The sequence below is a fragment of the Shewanella colwelliana genome (assembly GCF_001735525.1).
GTDB classification, from domain to species: domain Bacteria; phylum Pseudomonadota; class Gammaproteobacteria; order Enterobacterales; family Shewanellaceae; genus Shewanella; species Shewanella colwelliana.
Genome location: NZ_MCBT01000007.1, coordinates 1 through 23,494, shown reverse-complemented (window position 1 = coordinate 23,494; position 23,494 = coordinate 1). Strand labels below are relative to the sequence as shown.

Genomic DNA, 23,494 nt, shown 5'->3' with positions numbered 1-23,494 from the left:
TCATCCTGGACTATTAACATGAGCTGTTGTGCTTCGGTCACAACGCCACTGACTGTGCCTATGATTATTTTTTGTTCTTGGTCAGACTCTGGCATCAAATCCTGTACCTGCAATTTCACTGGTATTGATGATGGATTCGAAATCAAGGTCAAAGTTATCTACAATATAATTGGCTAAGGTGGCACCAAGCTTTTTGGTGAGTTCGAATAATAAATCTTCTGAACCCTTTATATTCTCATCGATTAAGTAAGTAACATCAGCAAGTAATGCGTTCTTGAAAGCTTCCGTGATATTTATCATTTATAGTCCCTTAGATTAATCTTCAATTCACAATTTATCATTGGCCGTGATGTTTGGTATAATCAACATCTTTGATATTATGGGTTTTCATTAGTGCTCTAAATTTTTTACCTGGTCCGCAGCTGTTATCAAAAAAGAAAGGATTAGCATGCCCATTAAAATCTATCCAATGTGACAACCAACCTCCATCAACACGATAAGTCATCGATTGAATGACAACCTCATTAGTATCAACATCAACAGCTTTACTTGTTCCCTTAGATATCTCTAATAGCGTATTACTGAGCAAATTTCTTTCAGAATGTAATCTAACCTTTCTCCCCTCAAGCTCGTCCACTAACACCTCAATACTTGGCCTGTTATAACAAAGATAACCAAACTGAATACCGCCTATAATCTCATCTCCAATCAGTGCCATGTAACAGGTAAACACCACTGCAATATAGCTCCAGAATTTCGTCATCCCCGGCTTTATGTAATAGGTACACCACTTAGCAAACCAAAAGATAAATATCACCAAGAAGATGAGACAAGCAAAAAAAATAATACCGATCATAATAGCCTCCTTGACACTCTTGCTAGTAATCACGTCGAAAACCCTCATTTGCAGCGAGCGTGACAGCCCTATCACATCACAAGATAAGCAGGCTAACAACTGGGTGAGCACGACTCACTCTTCATCGCGGCCTTAACGCAGACGTTAAAGGGGGTTCCTGTTAGTTTCGATGCGGGTGCTGGGTTTGACACCGTCGAGATCAGGTTTCTGCTGCACGCGATAACAAGTATCGAATGAACTTAACCATAATATGTTAATCAGAGTAAATAGGTTTAACTTCTCAAAAGGTGACTAATACTATGCCTAAAGGTTCGGAGCGATACCCAACAAGTAATGCCGACTATCATTAGCACACAAGTGATAAGGCTTATCCCCAACAATAAAGGTTGTATTAGCGAAATACTGAGTAACGCCATGCTGTAGGCATCTAGGCTAAAAAGTAACAATACTGCACATACTCCAGCTATACCCGCCAACACTATATTTAACCTAATGGTTTGCACGACTAAATTAGCCTTACGACCGCCTAATGCGAGTAAAACCGCCCACTTTACTTGTTGCACTTTAACGGCAAAATAAAAACGATAATACAATGTAAACATCACCAACAAGCTAATTAATAGTGCCATCACACAAGAGGTCACAAACAATAATCGCCCTGCAGAGTCTGTATTGATGATCTCTTGATTTAATTGCCCAGCATATTGATAAGACAACACACTGGACTGCAATTTCGCCCAATCATTCAAATGAGACTCGACTAAGCGAACATTCTCCCCCTTACTGTATATCACTGGCGCAAGACGATGAGCAATCAAAGGGTTTTGCGTGCCTAAATGCAAATAGATAACAGGTCTCGGCGCCTGATTAATCCCAAAATGAAGTTGATCTTCTACGACACCAGCCACTTTTAACTGTTTTTCGTAATAAAAGCCTAAAACCTGTAGCTCAACACCTTTGACCCCTTGCCAATGACTTAGCCCAAGCTCCTCAGCCAATTGCAAAGCCATCGTTTGATTAATTATCACGGAGTCTGTAGTTAACGTTGCAGGAATGAGAAAGGGGATCTCTAACAGATCAAAAAAATTCGTCGACACATAAAGACTATTGATCGGTTTTGATATCGCTGCTGTGCTTTGCGCTCGATAACTTAAACTTTGGGCGCCTAATTGGGTAAATGCTTCTGAAGATAGTGCCACTTCATTACTTGCAACCAGCCAGTCACCATTAATCTGTTCCGACGACAAGCTCATTGACAGTCGCCCAGTTACCTTAGGTTTAAGGCTGTATAATGACTCAGCAAAACTCACTTTTTGATATTTGCTCCACTGTGATGACGAAAGCACCAAACAGAGCGTAGCAACTGAGATAATTACAGTGAGCTGCATCACTAGCACAAGCTGACTCATTAACACTTGAGCCTTAGTCATTTGACCCACCCGTCCTCGCCGAAACTGCGTTTTCATTGCGTTAAACATAGGTATTTGTGCACAGGTCAAATATAAACATGCCGACCCCAATACCGCTCCTAACCACAGCCAGCTATTAAATGATAAACCTGAGTCAAAGTAAGCACTATAAACGGGGATTTTCGCCACATACTCCATGAAAATAAAGCCTAAAAGCGGGCTAACGACAATTAACATTAAAAGTGAGAGCAAGTTCTCTCTGAATAACTGCCCAAATAGATCCCACCGATTACCGCCCAGCGCTATCTTCAACTGAACTTCTGACTGACGAACAATACTTTGCTGGGTATACACAGAAACAATGCCGCTGCATACAATAAAACCAAAACAGATCAGTAAAACAAGTAATACCCAGGCCTGTTTTTGTATCAAGGCTCGTTCATTTGGCTTAAGCTCAACACCATCAATCAGCCAGGGCGTATAATGACTATCAACAAATCCACCTTCTGGCCTTGGTGTTTGGCTTCTCAATAAAGAATAGGCCTGCTGTAACTCACTGATAGCTGCCGCTCTGCTTAACAGAGCAAACCCATATCGGTTACTTTTCGTTTTGATATATAAATCGGGATTGTTGGCAAACATTGTAGGGACATCTTGGAGTAGATACCTGTCTGGAATCCATACATCAATTTTCACATCGCCAATTTTCGCCATAGAAGTCGGTGCAACCCCCGCAATAGCTAAGGGACGATCTTTAAAATACAAAGATAATTCAGATACCGACTGCTTCGTAGTATGTTCGCGCCAAAACTCTGCAGACAAAACAACCTTATTCCCCTCCCACACGTTATACGAAAAAGGTTTCGGTAGCCCCAATACATCAATCAAGCTGTCTGAGTAAAAACCCACTTTCAAGTTAGGGATATCCTGCAACCCTACCGTCAGCATTGTTGTTTGTACTGCGACACTTGCCACAGCAGTAACCGTTGGCAGGTTTTGTAACAGCTCAATATCGTAAACAGATGTAGGTTGAAGATTACCGTTAAAATCTTGATTGACCACAGTTATAACTGGAGCATGTTGCATTACCCACTGGGGACGATCGCTGTTTAGCATCCACAGTAAACTCGACACCAAACCTATTAAACTGCAAAGCAGACAGAGGCTAACGACCAATACTAACCAAATTCCCCTTTGTCCACGCCACTTGCGCCAGCCGTACAAAAGGTCAAACAGCATATTTAAACTCCTGCTCACTCATCAATTGGAGCTTCCCATCAACCATGCTGTAGGCTTTCTGGCAACAAGCTGCGACAGTACTATCATGAGTAATAATCAGTACCGTCCGCCCTTCTTTATGCAAATCACATAATAGGTCCATTACTTTACGCGAGTTAGTTGAGTCCAGGTTTCCTGTCGGCTCATCACATAACAATATGTCTGGTTGGCATATCAGCGCACGGGCAATTGCCACTCTTTGTTGCTGACCACCAGACAGTTCGTCTGGATAAAATGAACACCGGTCGCTTAACCCCACTTTACTTAAAACATCAGCGACTCTATTGGCATATTCCGATGCCTTAATAGCGTCGTTAAATCGCAATGGCACCATTAAATTCTCTGACACCGTCATATCGGCAATCAAATTGAAATTTTGAAAAACCCAACCAACGTGTTGATTCCGCAACTGGCTGAGCTGATATGCTGAAAGCGACTTAACATCATGATTACAAAGGTAGTAGCAACCCGAGTCTGCAACATCTAACAATCCGAGAATTGAGAGCAAAGTTGACTTACCGCTACCAGATTGCCCAAGAATAGCGACCATCTCACCCACATCAACCTGTAGATTGATCTGCTTGAGTACATGGTTATTTCCTGCTCGGTGACTGAAGGATTTATTAAGGTCGGTTAACTTAATGACAGCTTTACTCATCTATCTCTCCTATGGAAAATTGCTGTCTCGAAGCAAGATGAGAAGGAACTTGTAATAAAATCTGTTCATTTTGCGCCAGCCCTTTTACTACTAGCGCTTTATCTCCGCTAATATCACCAATGCTCACATGACGAGTCTCAAATTGTTGGCGTGCTTCGTTGAGCACAAATAACGAATAGTCTCTATGCCCCCTGATGACACCGACGGGTCGCTCAATGACGAGGGCATCTTGATGAGATGCAACCTCAATCACAGCATTAACATCGATATTCGGCCGAACAGATGCAGGTAAACTCCCAGTAAAACTAATATCAATTTCAACGCTACCATTGGTGACTGTCGGCTCGACCCGAGACACTAAACCGGGCATGTCGACTCCCTTTATTGACACTGTAGCGAGTAGACCTGGGGCAACAAACTCTGCATCGCTTGCTGTGATATTGATACGAGCATAGTAACTAGACAAATCAGCGATCATGCCTACAACCTGCCCCTCATCAAGATACCGTCCAATGTCGAGGTCATCGGCTAACTCTGTCAACATACCATCCATACTCGCAGTAATAGATAACTGTTCCACCTCAGACACTAACAACTCTCGTTGTTTTTTCGCCTTCTCTAAGCGATACATTGCAGATTCATCGATCGATTTTCGCGTTTGTTTCAATGTGATCAAGCGGCTTGATTCCATTTGCAACACCGCATCTTCTTTTTCCCAGGCCACTTTAGCTTTATGAAGATCTAAAGTTGAAATAACCTGATTTTCTTTCAGTTTTTCATGTGCTGTCAGCTCTGCTTGCGCCAGCGCTAAACGCACTTTAGCCAACCGAATCATGCCTAATTGATCTTCTAGAGCTTGACGAGACTCCGCCTTAACCAACTGCAAATTAGACTGCTCTTCAAGTAAAGCAAGTTCACTGGTTTCCATTGCTCGTTGCAGTTTAGGGTTATTGAGCAACAAAATGACCTCCCCCTTACTGACAACATTGCCTGGTTGTTGTAAAACTTCCACGATATGACCACTACTGATGGTATTAATACCACGCTGAGTTTTCGGCACTAGCTTACCGTACCCAGATATGGCGACAGTTAAAGCTGAACGGCTGACAACTCCAGTAATATAAGAAGGGTTTGATACAGATTTTGAAAAGGCCTGCTCTGTAAATATGGTGATTAATAGCGTCAGTATCGCGACGATAGCCAACACAATAATGACAACTTTAAACGTTTGGGAGTGACTCCTGTCCTCGGGGATTTCAAACATTACATAATTCCATTTATTGCAGTTATCATCCTAATATATCCAACCTTCACCACATTATCATTAACTTTTTTAATACATACCACAGACAATTTGACAGCATTATTTTTTGCTGATAATTTATTTCCCGCAGAGATATGGATGTACTGCGATTATCAATTCATCAAAAGGATTATTGTCTATGTTAAAAAAATCTTCTCTCCAATATTTGCATTAACACTTCTATTAACATCAATCGGTGTAGCTGCGCACTGCGTACCTATTGGTTCAGGTGGAGGTGGTGGCGAAATTTGTTGCGACTCCACTGGTGGAGTTTTAACCTGCGAAGAAAAATAGCCAACTAAAATATAATAGATAGAATAGCTTTAAGAGTTATTCGCTCTATATTAAATGAGTAGTATAAAAATGAATAAAATTTATCTCTTACTTGTTGTTTTGACAATAACCACCATGCTAAGCCTGAATGCTAATGCAGGTGACTCATCGCTCATAGCATTTGGAAAAGCAAAGAAAGACCAATTTTATGCCGCTGTATCGGCGCAAACTGCCACACCAACTTTTCCTGCGCTTTATGTCTACAATACAAAGGAACAACAGTTTCTGACGAAGGAAGAGGCTGAGACCTATTTAGGCGAGCTAGACCAAAACCCACTTTGGCAAGAACTCCTCAAAAACTGGGTAAAAGACAGTCGCCAGTTTCAAACCAGTAATGCCACATTGAGCAGCGCGGTACCGACGTTAAAACTCGATAGGGAATACCTTATCTATTACGATAACCTACCCGCCCCAATGTTAGAGCAATTTAAAATGATGGAACCAAATTTGGTCGAAAAGGACAATAAATTAAAATCGATACTTTCAACGTTAGATAGCTCAAGAAGTTATAGCACTTATCAATAACATATTCTCGAGAGATAGATTGAAATGCTGGCATTCAATTTATCTCTCAACAGACATATCATCAAACCGAATAAAGATAGGGCATCGCGATCAACATCAAGGCTGAATATCTACACGAAAATAAGCGAAAAAATCTAAATATGCGCCAAAACCCACTCCCACTAAAAGTCAGTGCATTATTTTATATAATTCGTAAGAGCCATCAGTTTTAAACACTTGCACATAGCTTTTTCTGTTATTAATATTACTGCGCATAACTTCATATTCAGATTTATTCCTATATGACTTGCTTGAAACTTTTACGACTTTTGTGTTATTACAAATTTCATTTATGCTAATTCCATTACTAAAAACATTTAACCCTGGTAAGCCCCTATTTTTTTAGACACTAACCACTTTTCATTGCCGCTTTAACATAGACATCGAAGCGATTTTTCTTGGTGGCAATAACTGTGCTGGGCTTAACACCATCTAAATCTTCGGCATAATCGGGACGCTTAACGACCACACGTTTGGTGGCTAAGGCCATTGCGGGAGCGAGCAGCCCATCTGCGTCAAGATCGGCACCGACCAAGGATTGGAATACGCGCATCTCTTTTTTAACTAGTGCAGATTTTTCACGGTGGGGATACATGGGATCTAGGTACACCACGTCAATTTCAGTGCCAGAGGTGTTGGCGGCATCGGCTAATGCATTAAGGCTTGAACCATGAAACAGACTCATACGCTCTTGCATCCACTGACCGATCTCGGCATCAAGATAGGCACGGCGCAAACCATCTTCTAATAGTGCGGCGACTACAGGGTGACGCTCAACCATGATCACTTTGCAGCCTAGGCTCGCCAATACAAAGGCATCGCGTCCTAGACCTGCGGTACCGTCAACAACGGTCGGCGTAACCGCTTGCTTAAGGCCAACAGCTTTGGCAATTGACTGGCCTCGGCCACCACCAAACTTGCGTCGATGGGCGACGGCACCACCGACAAAGTCGACATTAATACCAGCCAGTTTAGGTTCATCACGTTTATATAAACTCAGGATATTTTGTTCAAAGCGCAGTTCGAAAAGGGCGTCTTGATCCCACTTCAGGCCCCAACGTTCGCTCACCTCAACCAATGTTGGGTACTGACGATTAAAAAAGATAGCTGTTTGCAAAATACCTTGACCACAATTGAATAAAATCACTACGCCATTATGCCAAAAGCAGTCGGTGCTGAACATCTGATTTATTGGTGTCACGTGGAGGCTTTTGCACTCAGCGGTTTTACCTCGTCGCACTTACCCCCTATAATCGCCGTATTCAGGCAATTGCCCTCGACCATTGGACACCCCATGTTAAGTTATCGCCACGGCTATCACGCTGGCAACTATGCTGATGTGCTTAAGCACACTATGTTGCTGCAAACCTTGAGACTGATGCACAAAAAAAATAAGCCGATGGTGTATATCGACACCCATGCTGGTGCTGGCGGTTACGCCTTGTCAGATGAATTTGCCCAGAAGACGGGAGAATATTTAGAGGGCGTCGCCAAGCTGTGGGACAAAACTGATCTGCCTGAAGCCTTGAGTCAGTATATTGCAGACGTTAAGCATTTTAATAGCACAGATGAGCTTGAGTTATACCCAGGCTCACCCGCCTTTGTCGATATGAACCTGCGAGAGAACGACCGTATGGTGCTGCACGAACTGCATGGCGCTGATCATCTGTTGCTGGACGAACAACTGGGCAGCGATAAAAAGATTAAGGTAATTAAAGGCGACGGCTTAAAGGGTCTTATTGCTTCAGTGCCGCCACTAGAGCGTCGTGGCGTCATATTAGTCGACCCAAGCTATGAGATGAAAACCGATTACCAAGAGGTTGCCAAGGCGGTTATTCAGGCCCATAAGCGCTTCTCTACTGGGGTGTATATGATCTGGTATCCAGTGGTTAATCGTGCGCAAACAGAGTCAATGTTTGAGCTATTAAAGCAAAGCGGTATTCGTCGTCAGTTACGCATTGAACAGGCGATAAAAGCCGACAGTGATGAGTTTGGCATGACAGCGGCTGGCCTATGGGTCATTAACCCCCCCTGGCAGCTCGACGAGCTGGCACAATCGACATTAGATTACCTAGGACCACTGCTTAATCAGGGCGGCGGTTCGACGCAGGTAACATGGGAAGTGGGCGAATAAGCACCTAGAAAAATGCTTCGCAGGGAGTGCCTTGGTGATAGATCATCTGCCAACGCTCTCCCTCAAGCTTCCACAATGAAGTGCGCAGTGAGTAACGTTTTTCTAGCTCATTAATGGGTTTAAAGCTCGCGCGGTAGGTCAGCTGTGCTAAATCGGCACTGAGTAATCGATAGTGAATATCAAATACGTTGAAGCTTGGTGGCCTTGCTTGAGGTAAGCGCTGCAATACCTCTGGTTTACCAAAACTTACCCCTGTCGCCCCTATTTCTAAAAACTCATCATGAATCAGCTGCTGCAGTGCCTCGGCGCTAGTGCGTACCTCAGGGCTTAACAGCTTGAGCTCCAACTCAATAATGGTTTGTCTCATCCGTGACTACCCCACTTTTTGATAGCGTTTCAGTAAAATCTTAACCCGTTTCACATAGGCCTGAGTCTCTGGGTACGGCGGTATACCTTGATATTGACTCACGGTTGTTGGGCCTGCGTTATAAGCCGCGCAGGCTAACTCAATGTCACCGTCAAATCGCGCTAGCATCTTGGCAAGATAACGCGACCCACCATCGATATTTTGATCGGGCCGATAAGGGTTCGTCACTCCCATCTCTTTGGCAGTATCAGGCATTAGCTGCATCAGCCCCATAGCGCCACTGCGCGATAAGGCAAACACATTAAAAGCCGACTCGGCATGGATCACCGCACGGATTAGTGCTGGGTCGAGCTGGTGTGTTTTAGCTGCGAGGTTAATCAGCTCGTCGTAGTCGGCGCTAAACAGCGGCATCTTTTGCCAGTCTAGCTCGGAGTTAGGTTTGCAGGCGTAGCAGTCATAAAGTAATACCCTAAACTCCTCTTTGCCCGGAGCATGATCCGAAAAAACCACCACGCCATTGCTTTGGGTGTATTGATAGACCTTAATTTTATTGTCGCTCACTGGCGCGTCAGCTGGGGCGTCGTTATTGGTCAATGTTGCCTTATCGCTATAACTTTTTTTATAGTGCGGCTTACCTTGAGTGGGCTGCTGTGCATGAAGGCTAACACTCAATAGCATTAGCAAGTACAGTGGCAGCACTCGGTAGTTAATGTCGGCACCAATAGACGAAAAGGTCATTACAATCCAATATCTTGATCGAGTTTGAGTACTTCAATCATAGCAAATAGCTGCTTCATCTCGCGGTTTATTTGGCTAAACTCATATTCAAAGGTCGCGCCATTAAAAATGGAGCCGAGCTCAAAACGGTTTTCGCGGCTAGCCAACATAATCAATAGCTTGTTCTCGTAAAATGCGCACTGAATTTTACCTGCAAACATACTCGCTAAGGATTGTAGCCGCTCCATAAATCCGACGGTGAGTAGATAACGCGCCTCAATCTGATCGGTAGAAAAAACATCAAACTGTTTCTCAAAGCGGGGATCTTCTAACTTCACTCGACTTAGGTTTTTAAAGGAGCTAGATAAGAAGTTAATTAAACCGCCGCGGCTTTTAACGACCACAGTGTGACCCTTAAACGCCTTGTGACTGCTTAACTGCACCATGACGCCACGAAATACGGTTTCTGTTTCGGTGCGCTTATCACGGCGAACTTCTTTCGTCAGTTTCAGCTCATTAATGACGATCTCAACCCCATTATGACTGCCCTGCACATAGTCGTCGAAATGGGCATCATCGTAACTGGGGAGTAATTTTGAACGTTTGAGTGTCGATAGGCTCATTGTGTGGGTATGACTAAAAATAAAGTCATCGCCAAAATAACGAAATATCTTAGGAAACACCTGCTCCTTAACATCGTTGCGATAACGCTTAATGGGTCGCGAGCACCACCACACCAAGGGGATAATCGGTACAGCTAAAAATATCCAAGGCATCTCAACATATTGGCGCGCGGCATACAGCATGGCGATAACCACGACACTGGCAAACATAGCGAGACTCATGTAGATACGCTGCCTAAGGGCTTTTAGGCAAGCAACACGACGGTTTTCAAACTTGCGAGTTAGCGGTTCAATATGTTCAGCGTAATGCGTCTTAAACTTATCCAGTTCAGCGCTATCGGCCACAAGGCGCTTAGGCTGACGTGAGGGCTTAATCGGCGCGCCAAATATAAAACTAATAATGTTCATTGGTGAGGCTCTACACGGCGACTTAGGTGAGTACCATCAGCACTCACCTATCAAATGTTACTTAAGATAATCGGCGGCATCGACGGGGGCTTTTGATGCTTCATCCGCTTCATAAAACGGCATCACTTTAACATTAGCCATTGACGCAATAATCGAACCTGGAAAGATTTCGACCGCTGTGTTCAACTCAGACACTGCTGAATTGTAAAAACGACGAGCGGCAGAGATATGTTCTTCGACTTCGTTGTAGGTCTGCATCGCTTGCAGCATAGTATTGTCAGACTTCAGCTCAGGGTAGTTTTCTACACTCACCATTAACTGTCCCATCTTGCTATTGAGTTGTTCCGCAACTGCCAGATGTTCCTTAATCGCTTGACTGTCTGCATTGTCGTAACCTGCTGTCACTTGGGCGCGCAGCGCGGTGATCTCAGTGAGTAGCGACTTTTCATGGTCCATAAACTTCTGTGCGATTTTGAGAATATTTGGCACAAGGTTAGCGCGCTTTTTTAATTGCACGTCGATGCCTGATAGTGCCTCTCGCCCCGCGTTACGCTTTTTGATTAAACTGACATACCAAAGGTAGGTAATAATCACTACAAGCCCTAACCCTAACAATAAACCTTCCATTTTGACGTCCTTCCTGTTGTTCTTTTTTAGTTTTTGCTCTTATAACTCCCCACAATTACCGATTTTGTTGAAGAATTCCAGTTATTTGTATGCCAATCGTCGCAATATAATTTGTTGTAAAAATCAACAATTAGCAGTTATCTGCTAGCTTTTACGCTTAAGTCAGATAGTTGACCTATGCATTAACAGAAACAAAATACCGTTTGAATTAGAAACAGGCGAAAATGACAAACAAGTCAACTAAATTAGCCAAATAAATACAGAGTTCATTGATTTTAAAAGCAATAAAACAAGTTATAATTTCATCATTTTTATACAAACCTAGCTGAAAATCACAATTTTTTCGACAAAAAGCTAACATTAACAGCACTAGAAGATGCATCCACCACAGTTAGAGATAACAGCTCATTTTGACCTATTCAGCTCAGGTACAGCGAATGATTGTTAAGCTAGCCTCATTGAATTGAAAGACGCTTGTTCGTAAATCCCATTTTGACCTCTTACCCCATAAGAGGTCTTTTTTTTGTCTGCGTTTTGGCCAAGTTTTAAACCCGACTAATGTTCAGGCTTTGTACAGCAATTTAGCGCTAATCTATTCACTAACCAAACAGCAACTCACCTCCCCATTGTGAGTTTTGGTGACATCATCCTATTGAGACCCATTCTGCTTCAGAATCGGGTCTATTTTTTTAATACCCCATCTAATTACTCAGATTTAAGTTTCAATTAAACCGCCTCTGCCATCATGCTTGGTTAACTCGCGATCTCGCTAAAGCGTGCGAGTACCAATACTAAATAAAAGGCACAAAGATGCCCGCAATGAAGGAAGTATGATGAGTACAAATCAACAGGATGGCCTGCCCTCCTCAAGTATAACGCCACCCACAGCGGGTCAAAGCGGTGCCTTTGTTCGCTTTTTAAATGTGGTTGAGCGATTAGGTAACTTGCTGCCCCATCCAATTACGCTGTTTGCGATGTTCTGTCTTGCCGTAATCGCCATCAGTGGCATTGCAGGTTACTTTGAATTAACCGTTACCGACCCAAGGCCTGTTGGTGCACCGGGTCGCAGTGCCGATGGTCTGATTCATGTCGTCAGCTTAATGAATGGTGAAGGACTGCGACTCATCGTCTCCAATCTAGTCACTAACTTTACTGGGTTTACACCACTTGGCACTGTGTTAGTTGCCCTACTGGGTGTCGGCATTGCTGAACGCTCAGGGCTACTCTCAGCCGCCATGCGCTCTTTGGTCATGGGGGCATCTAAACGCCTAGTGACGCTAACCATTGTATTTGCGGGTATCGTGTCAAATACCGCCTCTGAACTGGGCTATGTGGTACTTATCCCCATGGCAGCGCTAATATTTCACTCTCTTGGTCGCCACCCGTTAGCGGGCTTAGCCGCCGCATTTGCTGGGGTGTCTGGCGGTTACAGCGCTAACTTACTATTAGGAACGGTCGACCCACTGCTATCAGGCATCACCGAAGCGGCGGCGCAGATGATCGATCCTGAGTATCTTGTTGGCCCTGAAGTGAACTGGTATTTCATGTTTGTGTCGACGTTCCTGATCACCATTCTTGGCGCCATTGTTACCGAAAAAATCGTTGAGCCTAAGTTGGGCAAATATGATCCAGAAGAAGCCTCTATCGATTTGCATGCCCAAAAGATGGATGGTGTCACCGCTCAAGAAAAACGCGGTTTAAAGGCTGCGGGGGTCGCTATCTTGGTCTTGTCGGCTATCCTTGCGTTAACCATCATCCCTGAAAATGCCCCACTGAGAAACCCAGAGACAGGCTTAGTCGCTGGCTCACCTTTCCTAAAGGGTATTGTTGCCTTTATCTTTATCTGTTTTGCAATTCCGGGCCTAGTTTACGGTAAGGTTGTAGGCACCATGAAGCGCGACAAAGATGTGATTGATGCCATGTCTCACAGCATGAGCACCATGGGAATGTACATTGTGCTGGTATTTTTTGCCTCACAGTTTGTCGCCTTCTTTAAGTGGACCAATCTCGGCGCCGTGCTCGCGGTCACAGGGGCTGATGCCCTGAGTGCGATAGGGTTAACGGGTCCCGTTGTATTTGTCCTATTTATTATGATGTGTGGCTTCATCAACTTAATGCTAGGTAGCGCCTCGGCGCAGTGGGCGGTGACCGCGCCAATTTTTGTCCCTATGCTAATGCTCGTCGGCTACGCGCCTGAGACAATTCAGGCTGCGTACCGAATCGGCGACTCGGTCACTAACCTTATCACCCCTATGATGAGCTATTTTGGGCTTATTTTGGCGGTGGCTTCTCAGTATAAAAAGAACCTTGGCATAGGCACTTTAGTGGCAACCATGTTGCCGTACTCTATCGTGTTCTTTATTGGCTGGACCTGCTTCTTCTTTATCTGGGTATTTGCATTAGGTTTACCTGTGGGTCCAGGAGCTGCGACCTACTATACGCCATAGCCCTGAGTGATAGCCTTGACTGACCATAAAAACGCCGAACTGAGTTCGGCGTTTTTATGCCACCTCGTTATAACCTGGCGACAATCTCATCCATAACCGAGATCACCCGCTTTGGTAACGTCGTTTGGCGTCGGTAACATAAATAGATGGGTTCACTTACAGGCACACTTAAGGGGTGCGAGCTGATCAACTCGGGGCGTGCAAACGCCTCGACAGCATAGGCAGGCAACACGGTAAAGCCTAACCCACGACTCACAGGCTCTAGTATCAGGCTGATCTGATTAGAAAAGCCTCGATGACTCAGCTGGTCGCAGTGCTCAAACTCTGTATAGTTAGCGGCCAATAACAAGTTAGCATGGTGTGCGCCATCTGGATGATTGATAAAGCCAAGCTGCTGTAATGACGACCAACTCAAAGATGTATGTGACGCAGGGGTTACCAGCAATAGTGGTTCTTGGGCGATCAATCGGCTTTGCACCTCACTTAAGATGGGCTGTCGAGTCATTAAGCCTAAATCAGCATCTAAGTCTGCAATCGCGGTTTCAACACCTGAGTTAGAGTTGATTCGGTAATCCAGCGTTAACCCGTTGTGCTGCTGCTGAAGGCCTAGAAGTTCAGTATACAACTTGAGACCAATACTCCCCGGCGACATTAATCGTACAAGCCCTTCAAAGGGCGGATCGACCTTAACCGACTGCTGCAGCGCATCGAGAGCTAGCAGAATATCTTGCCCTTGTTGATAGAGCTTTTGCCCTGCATCAGTGAGCGAAAACTGTTTACCCTCTCTTATTAATAGCGGTGTATCGAGCTGCTCTTCCAATTTACGAATATGCTGACTCACCCCAGATTGGGTCATATAGAGTCGCTCAGCCGTGCGAGTAAAGTGGCAAAGCTCCACCAGCGTACAAAAACTACGTAACCAGATTGGATTTATCATAACAAATTGTAATCAAGTCTTTAGATATTGATTACCCTACATGATTTAACACAATTTGGAAGCCACACCACGATTGTTGGGCACAATCAAAAATGCCAACCCTTGTGGGTTGGCATTTTACCTTAACCTATTAGCTCAACAGCACTAGCCATTGATACCTGAGTGCCTGAGTAAGGCATCTATCTTAGGTTCACGGCCCATAAACCGCTTAAATAGCGTCATCGGCTCTAAGCTACCGCCCATCTCTAAGATGTTTTCTAAGAAACTATGGCCAGTCTCGGCATTGAAGATCCCTTCAGCTTCAAAACGGGAAAACGCATCGGCAGACAGTACTTCGGCCCATTTGTAGCTGTAATAACCCGCGGCATAGCCCCCAGCAAAAATATGTGCAAAGCTGTGTTGGAAACGGTTAAATTCAGCCGCCTTCACCACGGCGACTTGCTCTCTTACCTCGTTCAACTTCGCCTGAATTTCTGCGCCAACGCTAGGGTCAAACTCAAGATGCAGACGGAAATCAAACAGCGAAAACTCCAATTGACGCAGCATAATCATGCCTGACTGGAAGTTTTTCGCCGCCAGCATCTTATCTAACATCGCCTTCGGCAGTGGCTCGCCAGTTTCATAATGACCAGAGATCTCCGCAAGCGCTTCCTCTTCATAACACCAGTTTTCCATAAACTGACTAGGCAGCTCCACGGCATCCCAAGGCACACCATTGATGCCCGATACACCCGCCACATCAATCTTTGTCAGCATGTGATGAATGCCATGACCAAACTCATGGAACAGGGTAGTCACTTCATCATGGGTAAATAGTGCCGGTTTACCGTCAACTGGCGCATTAAAATTACAGGTGAGGTATGCCACCGGATCTTGCAAACCGCTTTCAGTTTGGCGACGCACGCGACAATCATCCATCCATGCGCCACCGCGCTTGCCTTCACGCGCATAAAGATCAAGATAAAAACTGCCTCGATGTTCGTCATTGGTATCTTTAATATGAAAGAAACGCACATCTTTGTGCCAAGTGTCGACATCTTTTTGCTCTTCAATACTTAAACCGAATAGGCGTGAGACGGTATAAAACAGCCCTGATAACACACGGTCTTCTGGGAAGTAAGGACGTAACAACTCTTGAGATATCTCATACCTATGGTGCTTGAGTTTCTCAGCATAATAGCTCAGATCCCAAGGAGATAAGTCGCTAACACCGTAGGTTGTCGTTGCAAATTCAGTGAGTTCGTTAAGCTCGGTTTCACCCTGAGATTTAGAACGTGCAGCCAACTCATTTAAAAAATCCAACACTTGTTGTGGCGATTGCGCCATTTTGGTCGCTAGCGACTTATGAGCGTAACTATCAAACCCAAGTAATTGGGCCAGCTCATGTCTTAGGGCCACAATTTCATCCATCAAGGGACTATTATCAAATTCCCCCCCATTGGGCCCTTGGTCTGACGCACGCGTCACAAAAGCGCGATAACACTCTTCACGTAATTCACGGTTATCACTGTAGGTCATCACGGGTAGGTATGAGGGAAAGTCTAAAGTAAATAGCCAGCCTTCAAGGCCTTTAGCCTCAGCCATAGCTTTTGCAGCGGCAACGGCTGATGCAGGTAACCCTGCCAGTGCTGACTTATCTGTTACCAATTTAGTCCATGCTTGAGTCGCATCAAGTAGTTGATTAGAGAACTGACTAGTTAGCTCAGATAAACGTTTAACCAATTTCCCGTATGTTTGTTTACCTTCATCGCTCAATCCTATCCCTGACAGCTCAAAATCACGTAGACTATGCTCGATGCTGGTTTGCTGTGCCTGGCTTAATGTAGCAAATTCATCAGAGGCTTTGAGTGACTTATAAGCTTCGTATAATCCTTGATGCTGACCAACATAGGTACCGTATTCTGACAGTAACGGTAAACAGGCATCATGAGCGGCACGCCACTCATCGGTGCTCAGTACTGAATTCATATGCGACACGGGTGACCAGATCTGGCTTAGCTCATCGTCTACCTGCTCAAGCGGCGTAATGAAATTACTCCATGTATACGGACCACCAGCGGCTAACACCTGATCGATTTTCTGGCGACAGTTATCAATCCCCTGCTCTACTGCGGGCTGAATGTGCTCAGGTTTAATTTGCGAAAATTGCGGCAAGGTCGCACCGCTCAGCAAAGGATTACTCATCATATTTCCTCGAAAATCTTAAGATACAGAGTAATAGATATGGGCAAGCTCACTGCTATTCAAGCGTTGCAGCCCAAGAGAATTGAAATTGCGCCCTCTAGCAGGCATATAAAATAAAAACTTTGATCTACGGCAAAAATAAGATTTACTCAATATTTACATAGCCGTAATTGATAAGCGGTTCGCAAATGCAATGCATTATCATTTACGTTTAGCACCTAGCTCTCTATGCTCCATGTAAACAGGATACAGCCATCGGAATTTCATCGGGTATGAAACAAATCACTTTTTCATTAGCAACCAGTATGCTGCTTGTGAGCACGGTGACTTTTGCTAACGAACCACGTCAAGCAACCAGCGTCGACGACTCTCACATCACCAATATTATTGCCCATAGTGACGCGCAACCACTCGAATTTATTTTGGATATGGGCTGGGATTCTGAGTACATTTCCGAAGGGCGCAACAATTTAAATCAAGGCGGTATCTATTGGGGTACTGCCGCTGTGCAATACCAAGATCTCGTCATCTATACCACAGTGGGGCGCGGCGACAGCGAAACCTACACCGAGTGGAACTTTGGCCTAGAGTATGGTTTTTCGATTGCTGAAAACCTAGAAGCATCGATAGGCTATCAACGTATCGAAGCCTATGGTGATGAACGCGCCAGCGATAATGAACTATTTGCGTCACTCAGTTACAGCGCAGTAGAGTGGTTAACCCCATCAATAGCTTACACCTATTCTACCGAAGCAGGCGGATATTTTATTGAAGCAAGCCTGCATAGCAGTTGGCCTGTGACCGAGCAACTCACACTCACCCCCTACGTCACACAAGCATTTGATTTTCAATATGTGACCGAGGCGCATAACGGCGCTAACCACTTCCAATTTGGTGTTGAAGCTGAGTACCAAACGAGTAGCAATTTAGTGCTATCTGGCCACATCAGCCACACCATAGCTCAAGAAGATATTAAACAAGAGCAACAAGGCAGCATCGACAGCTTAGACCAAACCTATGCTGGCATTCATTTAACTTGGAGCTTTTAACTTAACGCTGCACTTTAGCGTTTGCGAGTGGCAGGCTCGGTCGGTATCGACTAACTTTAAGCATGAAATCGTTGCAAGGAGCGCAACGGTCTAAGCATGAGGACATGGAATGTCTGCACAACGATATCACCCCCTTACCTCTATCATCGCGCTTAGTTTATGCTGCGTTTGCGTCTTTGCTGCCGACCCCGAACAGCCGATAACTGAAACACATACCCTGCCGCAAAATGTCGCCCTTGACAGTGAAGGCAACCCTATTGTGATACCCACCGGCGACAAGGCGGCACTGAACTATCACGCTGCGCCAGTGCAATCAATCTCCCAACCGGTTGTCACCAAGCCATTGCGCAAAAGTAAGCCCAAAAAACGAAGTCGTAAGCAGCAACTCGCTAGCCGTGATAGCGTTGCTGATAACCCCAGTTGTCGTTGGTTAAATAAGCGCATGCGCCACCTAGAAAAGACTTTAAAAACAGGCAATACCAAGCAGTTTGGCTACCAGTATGATGAACTGCAAGCACGACAATCTGAGTGGGTCTGCATGAAGTGTGGCGCAGAGGGACCCAATCAAGACGATCACAACCGCTGCCAATATAGACGCTAATCACCCTGCTGACTGAAAGCGAACCTCTGGCGACAAGGTCTATGATAAGGCACAAACATTGAGCACTGGTTTACCATGCTTTTTACCCCTACAATGACCGCAATATGCAATGGTTCGAATTTGGAGAAAATGATGGCTCAACACTTTGACTATATCTGTTTAGGCGCGGGTAGCGGTGGAATCGCATCGGCGAACCGTGCCGCTATGCGTGGTGCTAAAGTGCTACTTATCGAAGCAAAGGCGCTTGGTGGTACCTGTGTCAATGTGGGCTGTGTGCCTAAAAAGGTGATGTGGTATGGTGCACAGGTTGCTGAAGCAATGCACCTGTATGCCAAAGATTATGGTTTTGATGTCTCCGTGAACCAATTTGACTGGAGTAAGCTGGTCGAAAGCCGCGAAGCCTATATTGAGCGCATCCACGGCTCTTACGATCGCGGTCTCGAAAACAACGGCGTGACCTTAGTGCGCGGTTATGGTCGCTTTATTGATAACCACACCATTGAAGTCAATGGCGAGCATTACACTGCCGATCATATCCTGATTGCAACGGGTGGCTCACCAACCATTCCTAACATTCCTGGCGCAGAGCATGGTATCGACTCAGATGGCTTTTTTGCCCTTAACGAACAACCTAAGCGCGTAGCTGTAGTGGGTGCGGGTTATATTGCGGTAGAAGTCGCTGGCGTGCTGCATGCCCTTGGCAGCGAAACCCATCTGTTTGTGCGTAAACACGCACCGCTCCGTAGCTTCGACCCAATGCTTAGTGAAGCCCTAATGGAAAGTATGGCGACCGATGGCCTTGCACTGCATACGCATAGCGTACCGCAATCTGTGGTTAAGAATAATGACGGTAGCCTAACACTGACCCTTGAAAGCGGTGAGCAATATCACGTCGACACCCTTATTTGGGCAATAGGCCGTAAGCCTTCAACCAATAACATTGGTATTGAAAATACCGACGTGAAACTTAGCGACAAAGGCTATGTCATTGTCGATGAGCAACAAAACACCAGCGCCAAGGGCGTGTATTGCGTCGGTGATATTATCGAAGGCGGCGTAGAGCTGACACCTGTGGCTGTTAAAGCGGGTCGTTTACTGTCAGAGCGTCTATTTAACGGCATGACAGATGCGAAAATGGATTACAGCCTAATTCCTACAGTGGTCTTTAGTCATCCAGCGATCGGCACTATGGGATTAACCGAGCCAGAAGCCATCGCGCAATTTGGTGAAGCCAACGTAAAAGTCTACACCTCTGGCTTCACTTCAATGTATACCGCTGTCACCGCTCATCGCCAAGCATGCAAAATGAAACTTATCTGCGCTGGCGACAATGAAAAGGTCGTGGGTATTCACGGTATCGGCTATGGCATGGATGAGATTCTGCAAGGTTTCGGTGTTGCCATGAAGATGGGCGCAACCAAGGCTGACTTTGATGCTGTGGTCGCGATTCACCCCACTGGCGCCGAAGAGTTTGTTACCATGAAGAGTTAGTGTAGAAACTTAACCTTCACACGCTTAGAAATCTGGAAAAACAGTCGACACTGCTTATACTGGTTGTATAGGCAGTGTTCTTTCTAGGTGGATAAATGACTCAACTAATACATTCCAGTGACATTTACAAAGATACAGAATTAGCACTCAAAGATGATGGCACTTACCATTGTCAGCCAACAAAAAACAACATAGGCTCACTTCCTACACTGTTTTCTGATGACGGTGCTTTTCTCCAAGAACCAAACAGCTATCTCTTTTATCTCAAAGCTGTAAAGAAAGCGAAAGACCTCAACCCATGCAGTCGTGCTCTACTCAAATACTATCAGTTCCTAGAAAGTGAGCAGTTGGAATGGAATCACTTCCCTCCAATCAAGAGACTAAAACCCACTTATCTGTTCCGCTCTCACCTACTTAAGCTAGTAAAGTGTGGCGAGTTGGCACATAGCACCGCCAATACATATATGAACCAAGTTAAGAACTTTTATCTGTGGACGATGCACGAGAGATTCTTACGTATAAAGAGAGAGCAAGAGGCCCCCTTTAAGATGGAGTTTATTCAGATTAGGAACCAGGGGATGCTGGCACATCTAAGACCAACATTTACATTAGAAACCAGTGACCTAAGAATCAAAGTACCGAAAGACAGCAATTCCCAGAATATACGACCGCTTTCCCCTTTAAGCCAAGAATCTCTTGATTTACTCATTGCATTTTTACCTAAGACATCTGAAGAACTTAGGCTACAAATACTTCTATCGATTGATACAGGTATGCGTATTGAGGAAATAAGCTCCTTTACCTTAGATGCTCTAAGTACAGCTTCACCAGTTGCTGAGAGTCAACATCGTTTCGAATTAACACTATGCCCACAGTCTACTGGTGTTCAAACCAAATTTGATAAATCACGTCGCATTGAAATTTCTATAGATTTACTTGAAGCGCTACGTGAATACCAAATCTCAGAGCGTAGACTTAGCCGTCTAAATAAGCTGTATACCAAAGTCAGTCACCCCTTATTGCTAAAACAGAGCACCATAGAAGCATTAAAACGGTGCGAACGCCACGAACCCTTATTCATCAGCCAGCAAGGCAATCCGATGACCAGAGAAACCATCGAATCTCGCTGGATTGAACTAAGGGGTAAAATACAGAAAATAGACACTTCTTTTAGGCATCGTTTCCATGATCTCAGGGCCGCATACGGAACTTACAGGCTCAGTGACTTGCTAGATGCTAATTTGGGTACGATTGAGTCTTTAGAGCTTCTTATGGGATGGATGGGGCATAATGATGAAAGCACTACATGGAAATACCTACGCTTCCTTAAACGTAAAGAGGTATTTAAAGTGAAATTTGGCATATTAGATTCAATTATGCACGAAGCGGTAGGGAGTAAAAATGAGTAATGTCACTTATCTAAGTGGTTGGGATGCCTCTCTGTGCTTTCAAATGAATGATGGCGAAAACCGCCGATGTGATTTGAATCGATTATTATTTAAAGGTTATCCAAGAACCGAACATATACAGCAAGGAAAACCTGTTGAGTCAGCTCATCGTGATGGAGTCATTCTTCAGTTCAAGGAGCGATTTCAAGAAAGATTGGAAGAGGGAGCCTCACATTCCACGCTCTATGATCATTACCGAGCACTGTCGTTATACCTTAAATGGTGTGACAAAAATGATATTGAAGCCTTCTTGCAGCATTCAATAGAAGCGTATATGGCATCTTGTTTTGAGAAGGTACGGTTGGGCTTATTAAAGGCCTCCACGTATACACTAACACTCTCGATGATAAGCAGGTTATTTCAAAATTATTTTGACTACCCAAGCCACTGGTTCTTAAACATTCCGACAATGGGCAGAAAAGATACAGAATCCTTTGAGGCATACAGCCGCAGTGATTTAAGGCAGCTACTACCTTTTTTACGCAAACTTTTCAATCAAACCACAGCTCAATTTCTTGAAAATCCGCAAAAGCATATAAATGCAGGAAAATGTGTATCAACTATGACCTTTAGCTGGCTCGATAAGGAATACAAGCTTTGTGGCGCAATTAGTAAAATGATGTGCGCAGCTACGTATTTGATGAGCTACTACACTTACTCAAATGCCAGTGTTATTTTTCAACTTAAGCGCCCTAAAAATGTATCGATTTCAGTGGGAGAACAGTGGTATCAAATGCCCGCATTTAAACGTCGAAGCTTTAAAAGAGTTCATTTGGAAATGGGCGGACACAATAATTTGGACTGTAGTGGTCAACTAATATTGGCCACGATCTTAGAGTTTAACCAGAACAATCGTTCCGATTCATTGGGCGTCAGTCCGCCGTTATATTGATGTGGACGAAGCTGGCAGTAATATCCAATTATGTATCGTGTAATTTCGTTCTGAGCTTCTGTAAAATTACGATACCCTGTTGTTGGTATCCATTCTGTCTTAAGGCTCCTAAAAAAGCGTTCCATTGGACTATTATCCCAACAATTCCCACGTCGAGATAAACTTTGTTTGAGCTGGTATCGCCATAAAAGTTGTCGATATTTTCTGCTTGTATAGTGAGTCCCTTGATCGCTATGGAACATAACATCTTTAGGTTTACCACGACCTTCATAGGCCATCGTAAGCGCTTTGCCAGTTAAACGGCTATCAGGTGATAATGACATAGCCCAGCCAATCACTTTACGGGCGAATAGATCAATCACAACAGCTAAGTACATCCAGCGGTTACCAGCCCACACGTAGGTGACATCACCAACCCAGACTTCATTCGGAGCTGTAACTGCGAATTGTCGACCTAGGTGATTAGGGGTTTCAATATGTTCTAGCGTGCCTTTTCGGTATTTGTGCTTAGGAACCTGACAGCTAACTATACCAAGCTCTTTCATCAACTTAGTGGCACGATAGCGGCTTAGCAAGACACCTTGCTGGCTAACCATATCTGCAATGGTTCTAGCACCAGCCGACCCATTACTTGCAGTGTGTACTTCGCTAACTAGGCTCCGAAGTTTAACTTTATCGGCATTAATGGTTGTTGGCCGCTTTTTCCAATATTTGTAACTACTACGATGAATACTGAACACTTCGCATAATGTTTTTATGCTGTAGCTCTGCCTGAGTTTCTCAATTATTAAGAATTGTTCAGTGAGTCCGACATCAACAGAGCTGTGGCCTTTTTTAATATTTCGTTGTGCTCTTGGAGGCGAGCGAGTTGCTTTTTTAACTCTCGAATTTCAATTTGTTCTGGTGATATAGGTGATGCTTTAGGTTGCTTACCTTGTCGCTCTTCTCTTAATTGTCGAACCCATTTATCCATGGTTGATTTGCCTACACTCATGGCTTGAGCAGCTTCAACAATTGAGTAATTTTGATCTAGCACTAATTGAGCTGATTCAAGTTTGAACTCTGCGCTAAAAAGTCTTCTTGTACGTTTTTTCATAGTGTCACCTGTTAACTTATGAGGTGATGATATCACCTCTAACTAGGTGGCCAAATTCACCGTACCACTACA

21 protein-coding genes are annotated in these 23,494 nt (G+C 44.5%); 8 read left to right on the top strand and 13 right to left on the bottom strand.

Annotation, left to right across the window (positions count from 1 at the left end):
• Positions 1-81: 81 nt before the first annotated feature.
• The 5 genes from BEL05_RS02670 to BEL05_RS02650 form a co-directional block, all read right to left on the bottom strand.
• Positions 82-300 (bottom strand): hypothetical protein, encoded by a 219-nt coding sequence (locus BEL05_RS02670; protein WP_069670185.1) that lies wholly within the window; start codon positions 298-300, stop codon positions 82-84.
• Between the two features lie 37 nt (positions 301-337).
• Positions 338-856 carry a hypothetical protein gene (locus BEL05_RS02665; RefSeq protein WP_069670184.1) on the bottom strand — a complete coding sequence of 173 codons (519 nt, stop codon included), beginning with the start codon at positions 854-856 and terminating at the stop codon, positions 338-340.
• 272 nt (positions 857-1,128) lie between these two features.
• Positions 1,129-3,504, bottom strand: a complete 2,376-nt coding sequence (locus BEL05_RS02660) for an FtsX-like permease family protein (protein ID WP_069670183.1) — start codon at positions 3,502-3,504, stop codon at positions 1,129-1,131.
• Positions 3,494-4,201, bottom strand: coding sequence for an ABC transporter ATP-binding protein (locus tag BEL05_RS02655; RefSeq protein ID WP_069670182.1), 708 nt, complete (start codon positions 4,199-4,201; stop codon positions 3,494-3,496). The genes BEL05_RS02660 and BEL05_RS02655 overlap by 11 nt, the downstream gene beginning before the upstream one ends.
• Positions 4,194-5,465 carry an efflux RND transporter periplasmic adaptor subunit gene (locus BEL05_RS02650; RefSeq protein WP_069670181.1) on the bottom strand — a complete coding sequence of 424 codons (1,272 nt, stop codon included), beginning with the start codon at positions 5,463-5,465 and terminating at the stop codon, positions 4,194-4,196. The genes BEL05_RS02655 and BEL05_RS02650 overlap by 8 nt, the downstream gene beginning before the upstream one ends.
• A 402-nt stretch (positions 5,466-5,867) precedes the next feature.
• On the opposite strand from BEL05_RS02650, the gene BEL05_RS02645 reads away from it, so the two are divergent.
• Positions 5,868-6,362, top strand: a complete 495-nt coding sequence (locus BEL05_RS02645) for a hypothetical protein (RefSeq protein ID WP_069670180.1) — start codon at positions 5,868-5,870, stop codon at positions 6,360-6,362.
• A 388-nt stretch (positions 6,363-6,750) separates the two neighbouring features.
• On the opposite strand, the gene BEL05_RS02640 is transcribed toward BEL05_RS02645, so the two are convergent.
• The gene (locus tag BEL05_RS02640; RefSeq protein ID WP_081730707.1) at positions 6,751-7,584 is read right to left on the bottom strand and encodes a class I SAM-dependent methyltransferase; all 834 of its coding nucleotides are present in this window, start codon (positions 7,582-7,584) and stop codon (positions 6,751-6,753) included.
• Positions 7,585-7,695: 111 nt separating this feature from the next.
• On the opposite strand from BEL05_RS02640, the gene BEL05_RS02635 reads away from it, so the two are divergent.
• Complete coding sequence (locus tag BEL05_RS02635; RefSeq protein ID WP_069670179.1) at positions 7,696-8,535, top strand: 23S rRNA (adenine(2030)-N(6))-methyltransferase RlmJ; 840 nt, start codon at positions 7,696-7,698, stop codon at positions 8,533-8,535.
• Between the two features lie 4 nt (positions 8,536-8,539).
• On the opposite strand, the gene BEL05_RS02630 is transcribed toward BEL05_RS02635, so the two are convergent.
• Genes BEL05_RS02630 through BEL05_RS02615 form a run of 4 tightly spaced genes read right to left on the bottom strand, consistent with a single transcriptional unit; the run spans position 8,540 to position 11,277 of the window.
• Positions 8,540-8,902 carry a nuclear transport factor 2 family protein gene (locus BEL05_RS02630; RefSeq protein ID WP_069670178.1) on the bottom strand — a complete coding sequence of 121 codons (363 nt, stop codon included), beginning with the start codon at positions 8,900-8,902 and terminating at the stop codon, positions 8,540-8,542.
• A 6-nt stretch (positions 8,903-8,908) separates the two neighbouring features.
• Positions 8,909-9,640, bottom strand: a complete 732-nt coding sequence (locus BEL05_RS02625; RefSeq protein ID WP_051413127.1) for a lytic transglycosylase domain-containing protein — start codon at positions 9,638-9,640, stop codon at positions 8,909-8,911.
• A complete protein-coding gene (locus BEL05_RS02620) occupies positions 9,640-10,650 on the bottom strand; it encodes a DUF3137 domain-containing protein (RefSeq protein WP_028764262.1) in 1,011 nt (336 codons plus the stop codon). The genes BEL05_RS02625 and BEL05_RS02620 overlap by 1 nt, the downstream gene beginning before the upstream one ends.
• A 57-nt stretch (positions 10,651-10,707) precedes the next feature.
• Positions 10,708-11,277, bottom strand: a complete 570-nt coding sequence (locus BEL05_RS02615; protein WP_028764263.1) for a LemA family protein — start codon at positions 11,275-11,277, stop codon at positions 10,708-10,710.
• Positions 11,278-12,110: 833 nt separating this feature from the next.
• Here BEL05_RS02615 and BEL05_RS02610 point away from each other — a divergent pair.
• Positions 12,111-13,724: an AbgT family transporter gene (locus BEL05_RS02610; RefSeq protein WP_069670177.1), complete on the top strand. Its 1,614-nt coding sequence runs from the start codon at positions 12,111-12,113 to the stop codon at positions 13,722-13,724.
• A 67-nt stretch (positions 13,725-13,791) separates the two neighbouring features.
• Here the strand turns inward: BEL05_RS02610 and BEL05_RS02605 are convergent, their stop codons facing one another.
• On the bottom strand, positions 13,792-14,661 hold the full coding sequence (locus BEL05_RS02605) for a LysR family transcriptional regulator (RefSeq protein WP_083250282.1): 870 nt from the start codon (positions 14,659-14,661) through the stop codon (positions 13,792-13,794).
• A 144-nt stretch (positions 14,662-14,805) separates the two neighbouring features.
• Positions 14,806-16,845 (bottom strand): oligopeptidase A, encoded by a 2,040-nt coding sequence (gene prlC, locus BEL05_RS02600; protein WP_069670176.1) that lies wholly within the window; start codon positions 16,843-16,845, stop codon positions 14,806-14,808.
• 272 nt (positions 16,846-17,117) lie between these two features.
• Here prlC and BEL05_RS02595 point away from each other — a divergent pair, with 272 nt between their 5' ends.
• The 5 genes from BEL05_RS02595 to BEL05_RS20855 all read left to right on the top strand — a co-directional run bounded on the left by BEL05_RS02595 (position 17,118) and on the right by BEL05_RS20855 (position 22,326).
• Positions 17,118-17,894 carry a hypothetical protein gene (locus BEL05_RS02595; protein WP_069670175.1) on the top strand — a complete coding sequence of 259 codons (777 nt, stop codon included), beginning with the start codon at positions 17,118-17,120 and terminating at the stop codon, positions 17,892-17,894.
• Between the two features lie 109 nt (positions 17,895-18,003).
• Positions 18,004-18,495, top strand: a complete 492-nt coding sequence (locus BEL05_RS02590) for a hypothetical protein (protein ID WP_028764268.1) — start codon at positions 18,004-18,006, stop codon at positions 18,493-18,495.
• 132 nt (positions 18,496-18,627) lie between these two features.
• The gene (gorA, locus tag BEL05_RS02585) at positions 18,628-19,986 is read left to right on the top strand and encodes a glutathione-disulfide reductase (protein ID WP_069670174.1); all 1,359 of its coding nucleotides are present in this window, start codon (positions 18,628-18,630) and stop codon (positions 19,984-19,986) included.
• Positions 19,987-20,081: 95 nt separating this feature from the next.
• A complete protein-coding gene (locus BEL05_RS02580; RefSeq protein WP_069670173.1) occupies positions 20,082-21,395 on the top strand; it encodes a tyrosine-type recombinase/integrase in 1,314 nt (437 codons plus the stop codon).
• Positions 21,388-22,326: a site-specific integrase gene (locus BEL05_RS20855; RefSeq protein ID WP_069670172.1), complete on the top strand. Its 939-nt coding sequence runs from the start codon at positions 21,388-21,390 to the stop codon at positions 22,324-22,326. Before BEL05_RS02580 ends, BEL05_RS20855 begins: the two co-directional genes overlap by 8 nt.
• Here the strand turns inward: BEL05_RS20855 and BEL05_RS20680 are convergent.
• Positions 22,245-23,422 (bottom strand): IS3 family transposase gene (locus tag BEL05_RS20680; protein ID WP_139151798.1). Its coding sequence is split into 2 segments (ribosomal slippage): positions 22,245-23,155 and positions 23,155-23,422, totalling 1,179 coding nucleotides; the frame shifts between segments, so codons are not numbered across the junction. The two genes, BEL05_RS20855 and BEL05_RS20680, sit on opposite strands and share 82 nt — an antisense overlap.
• Positions 23,423-23,494 lie beyond the last annotated feature (72 nt).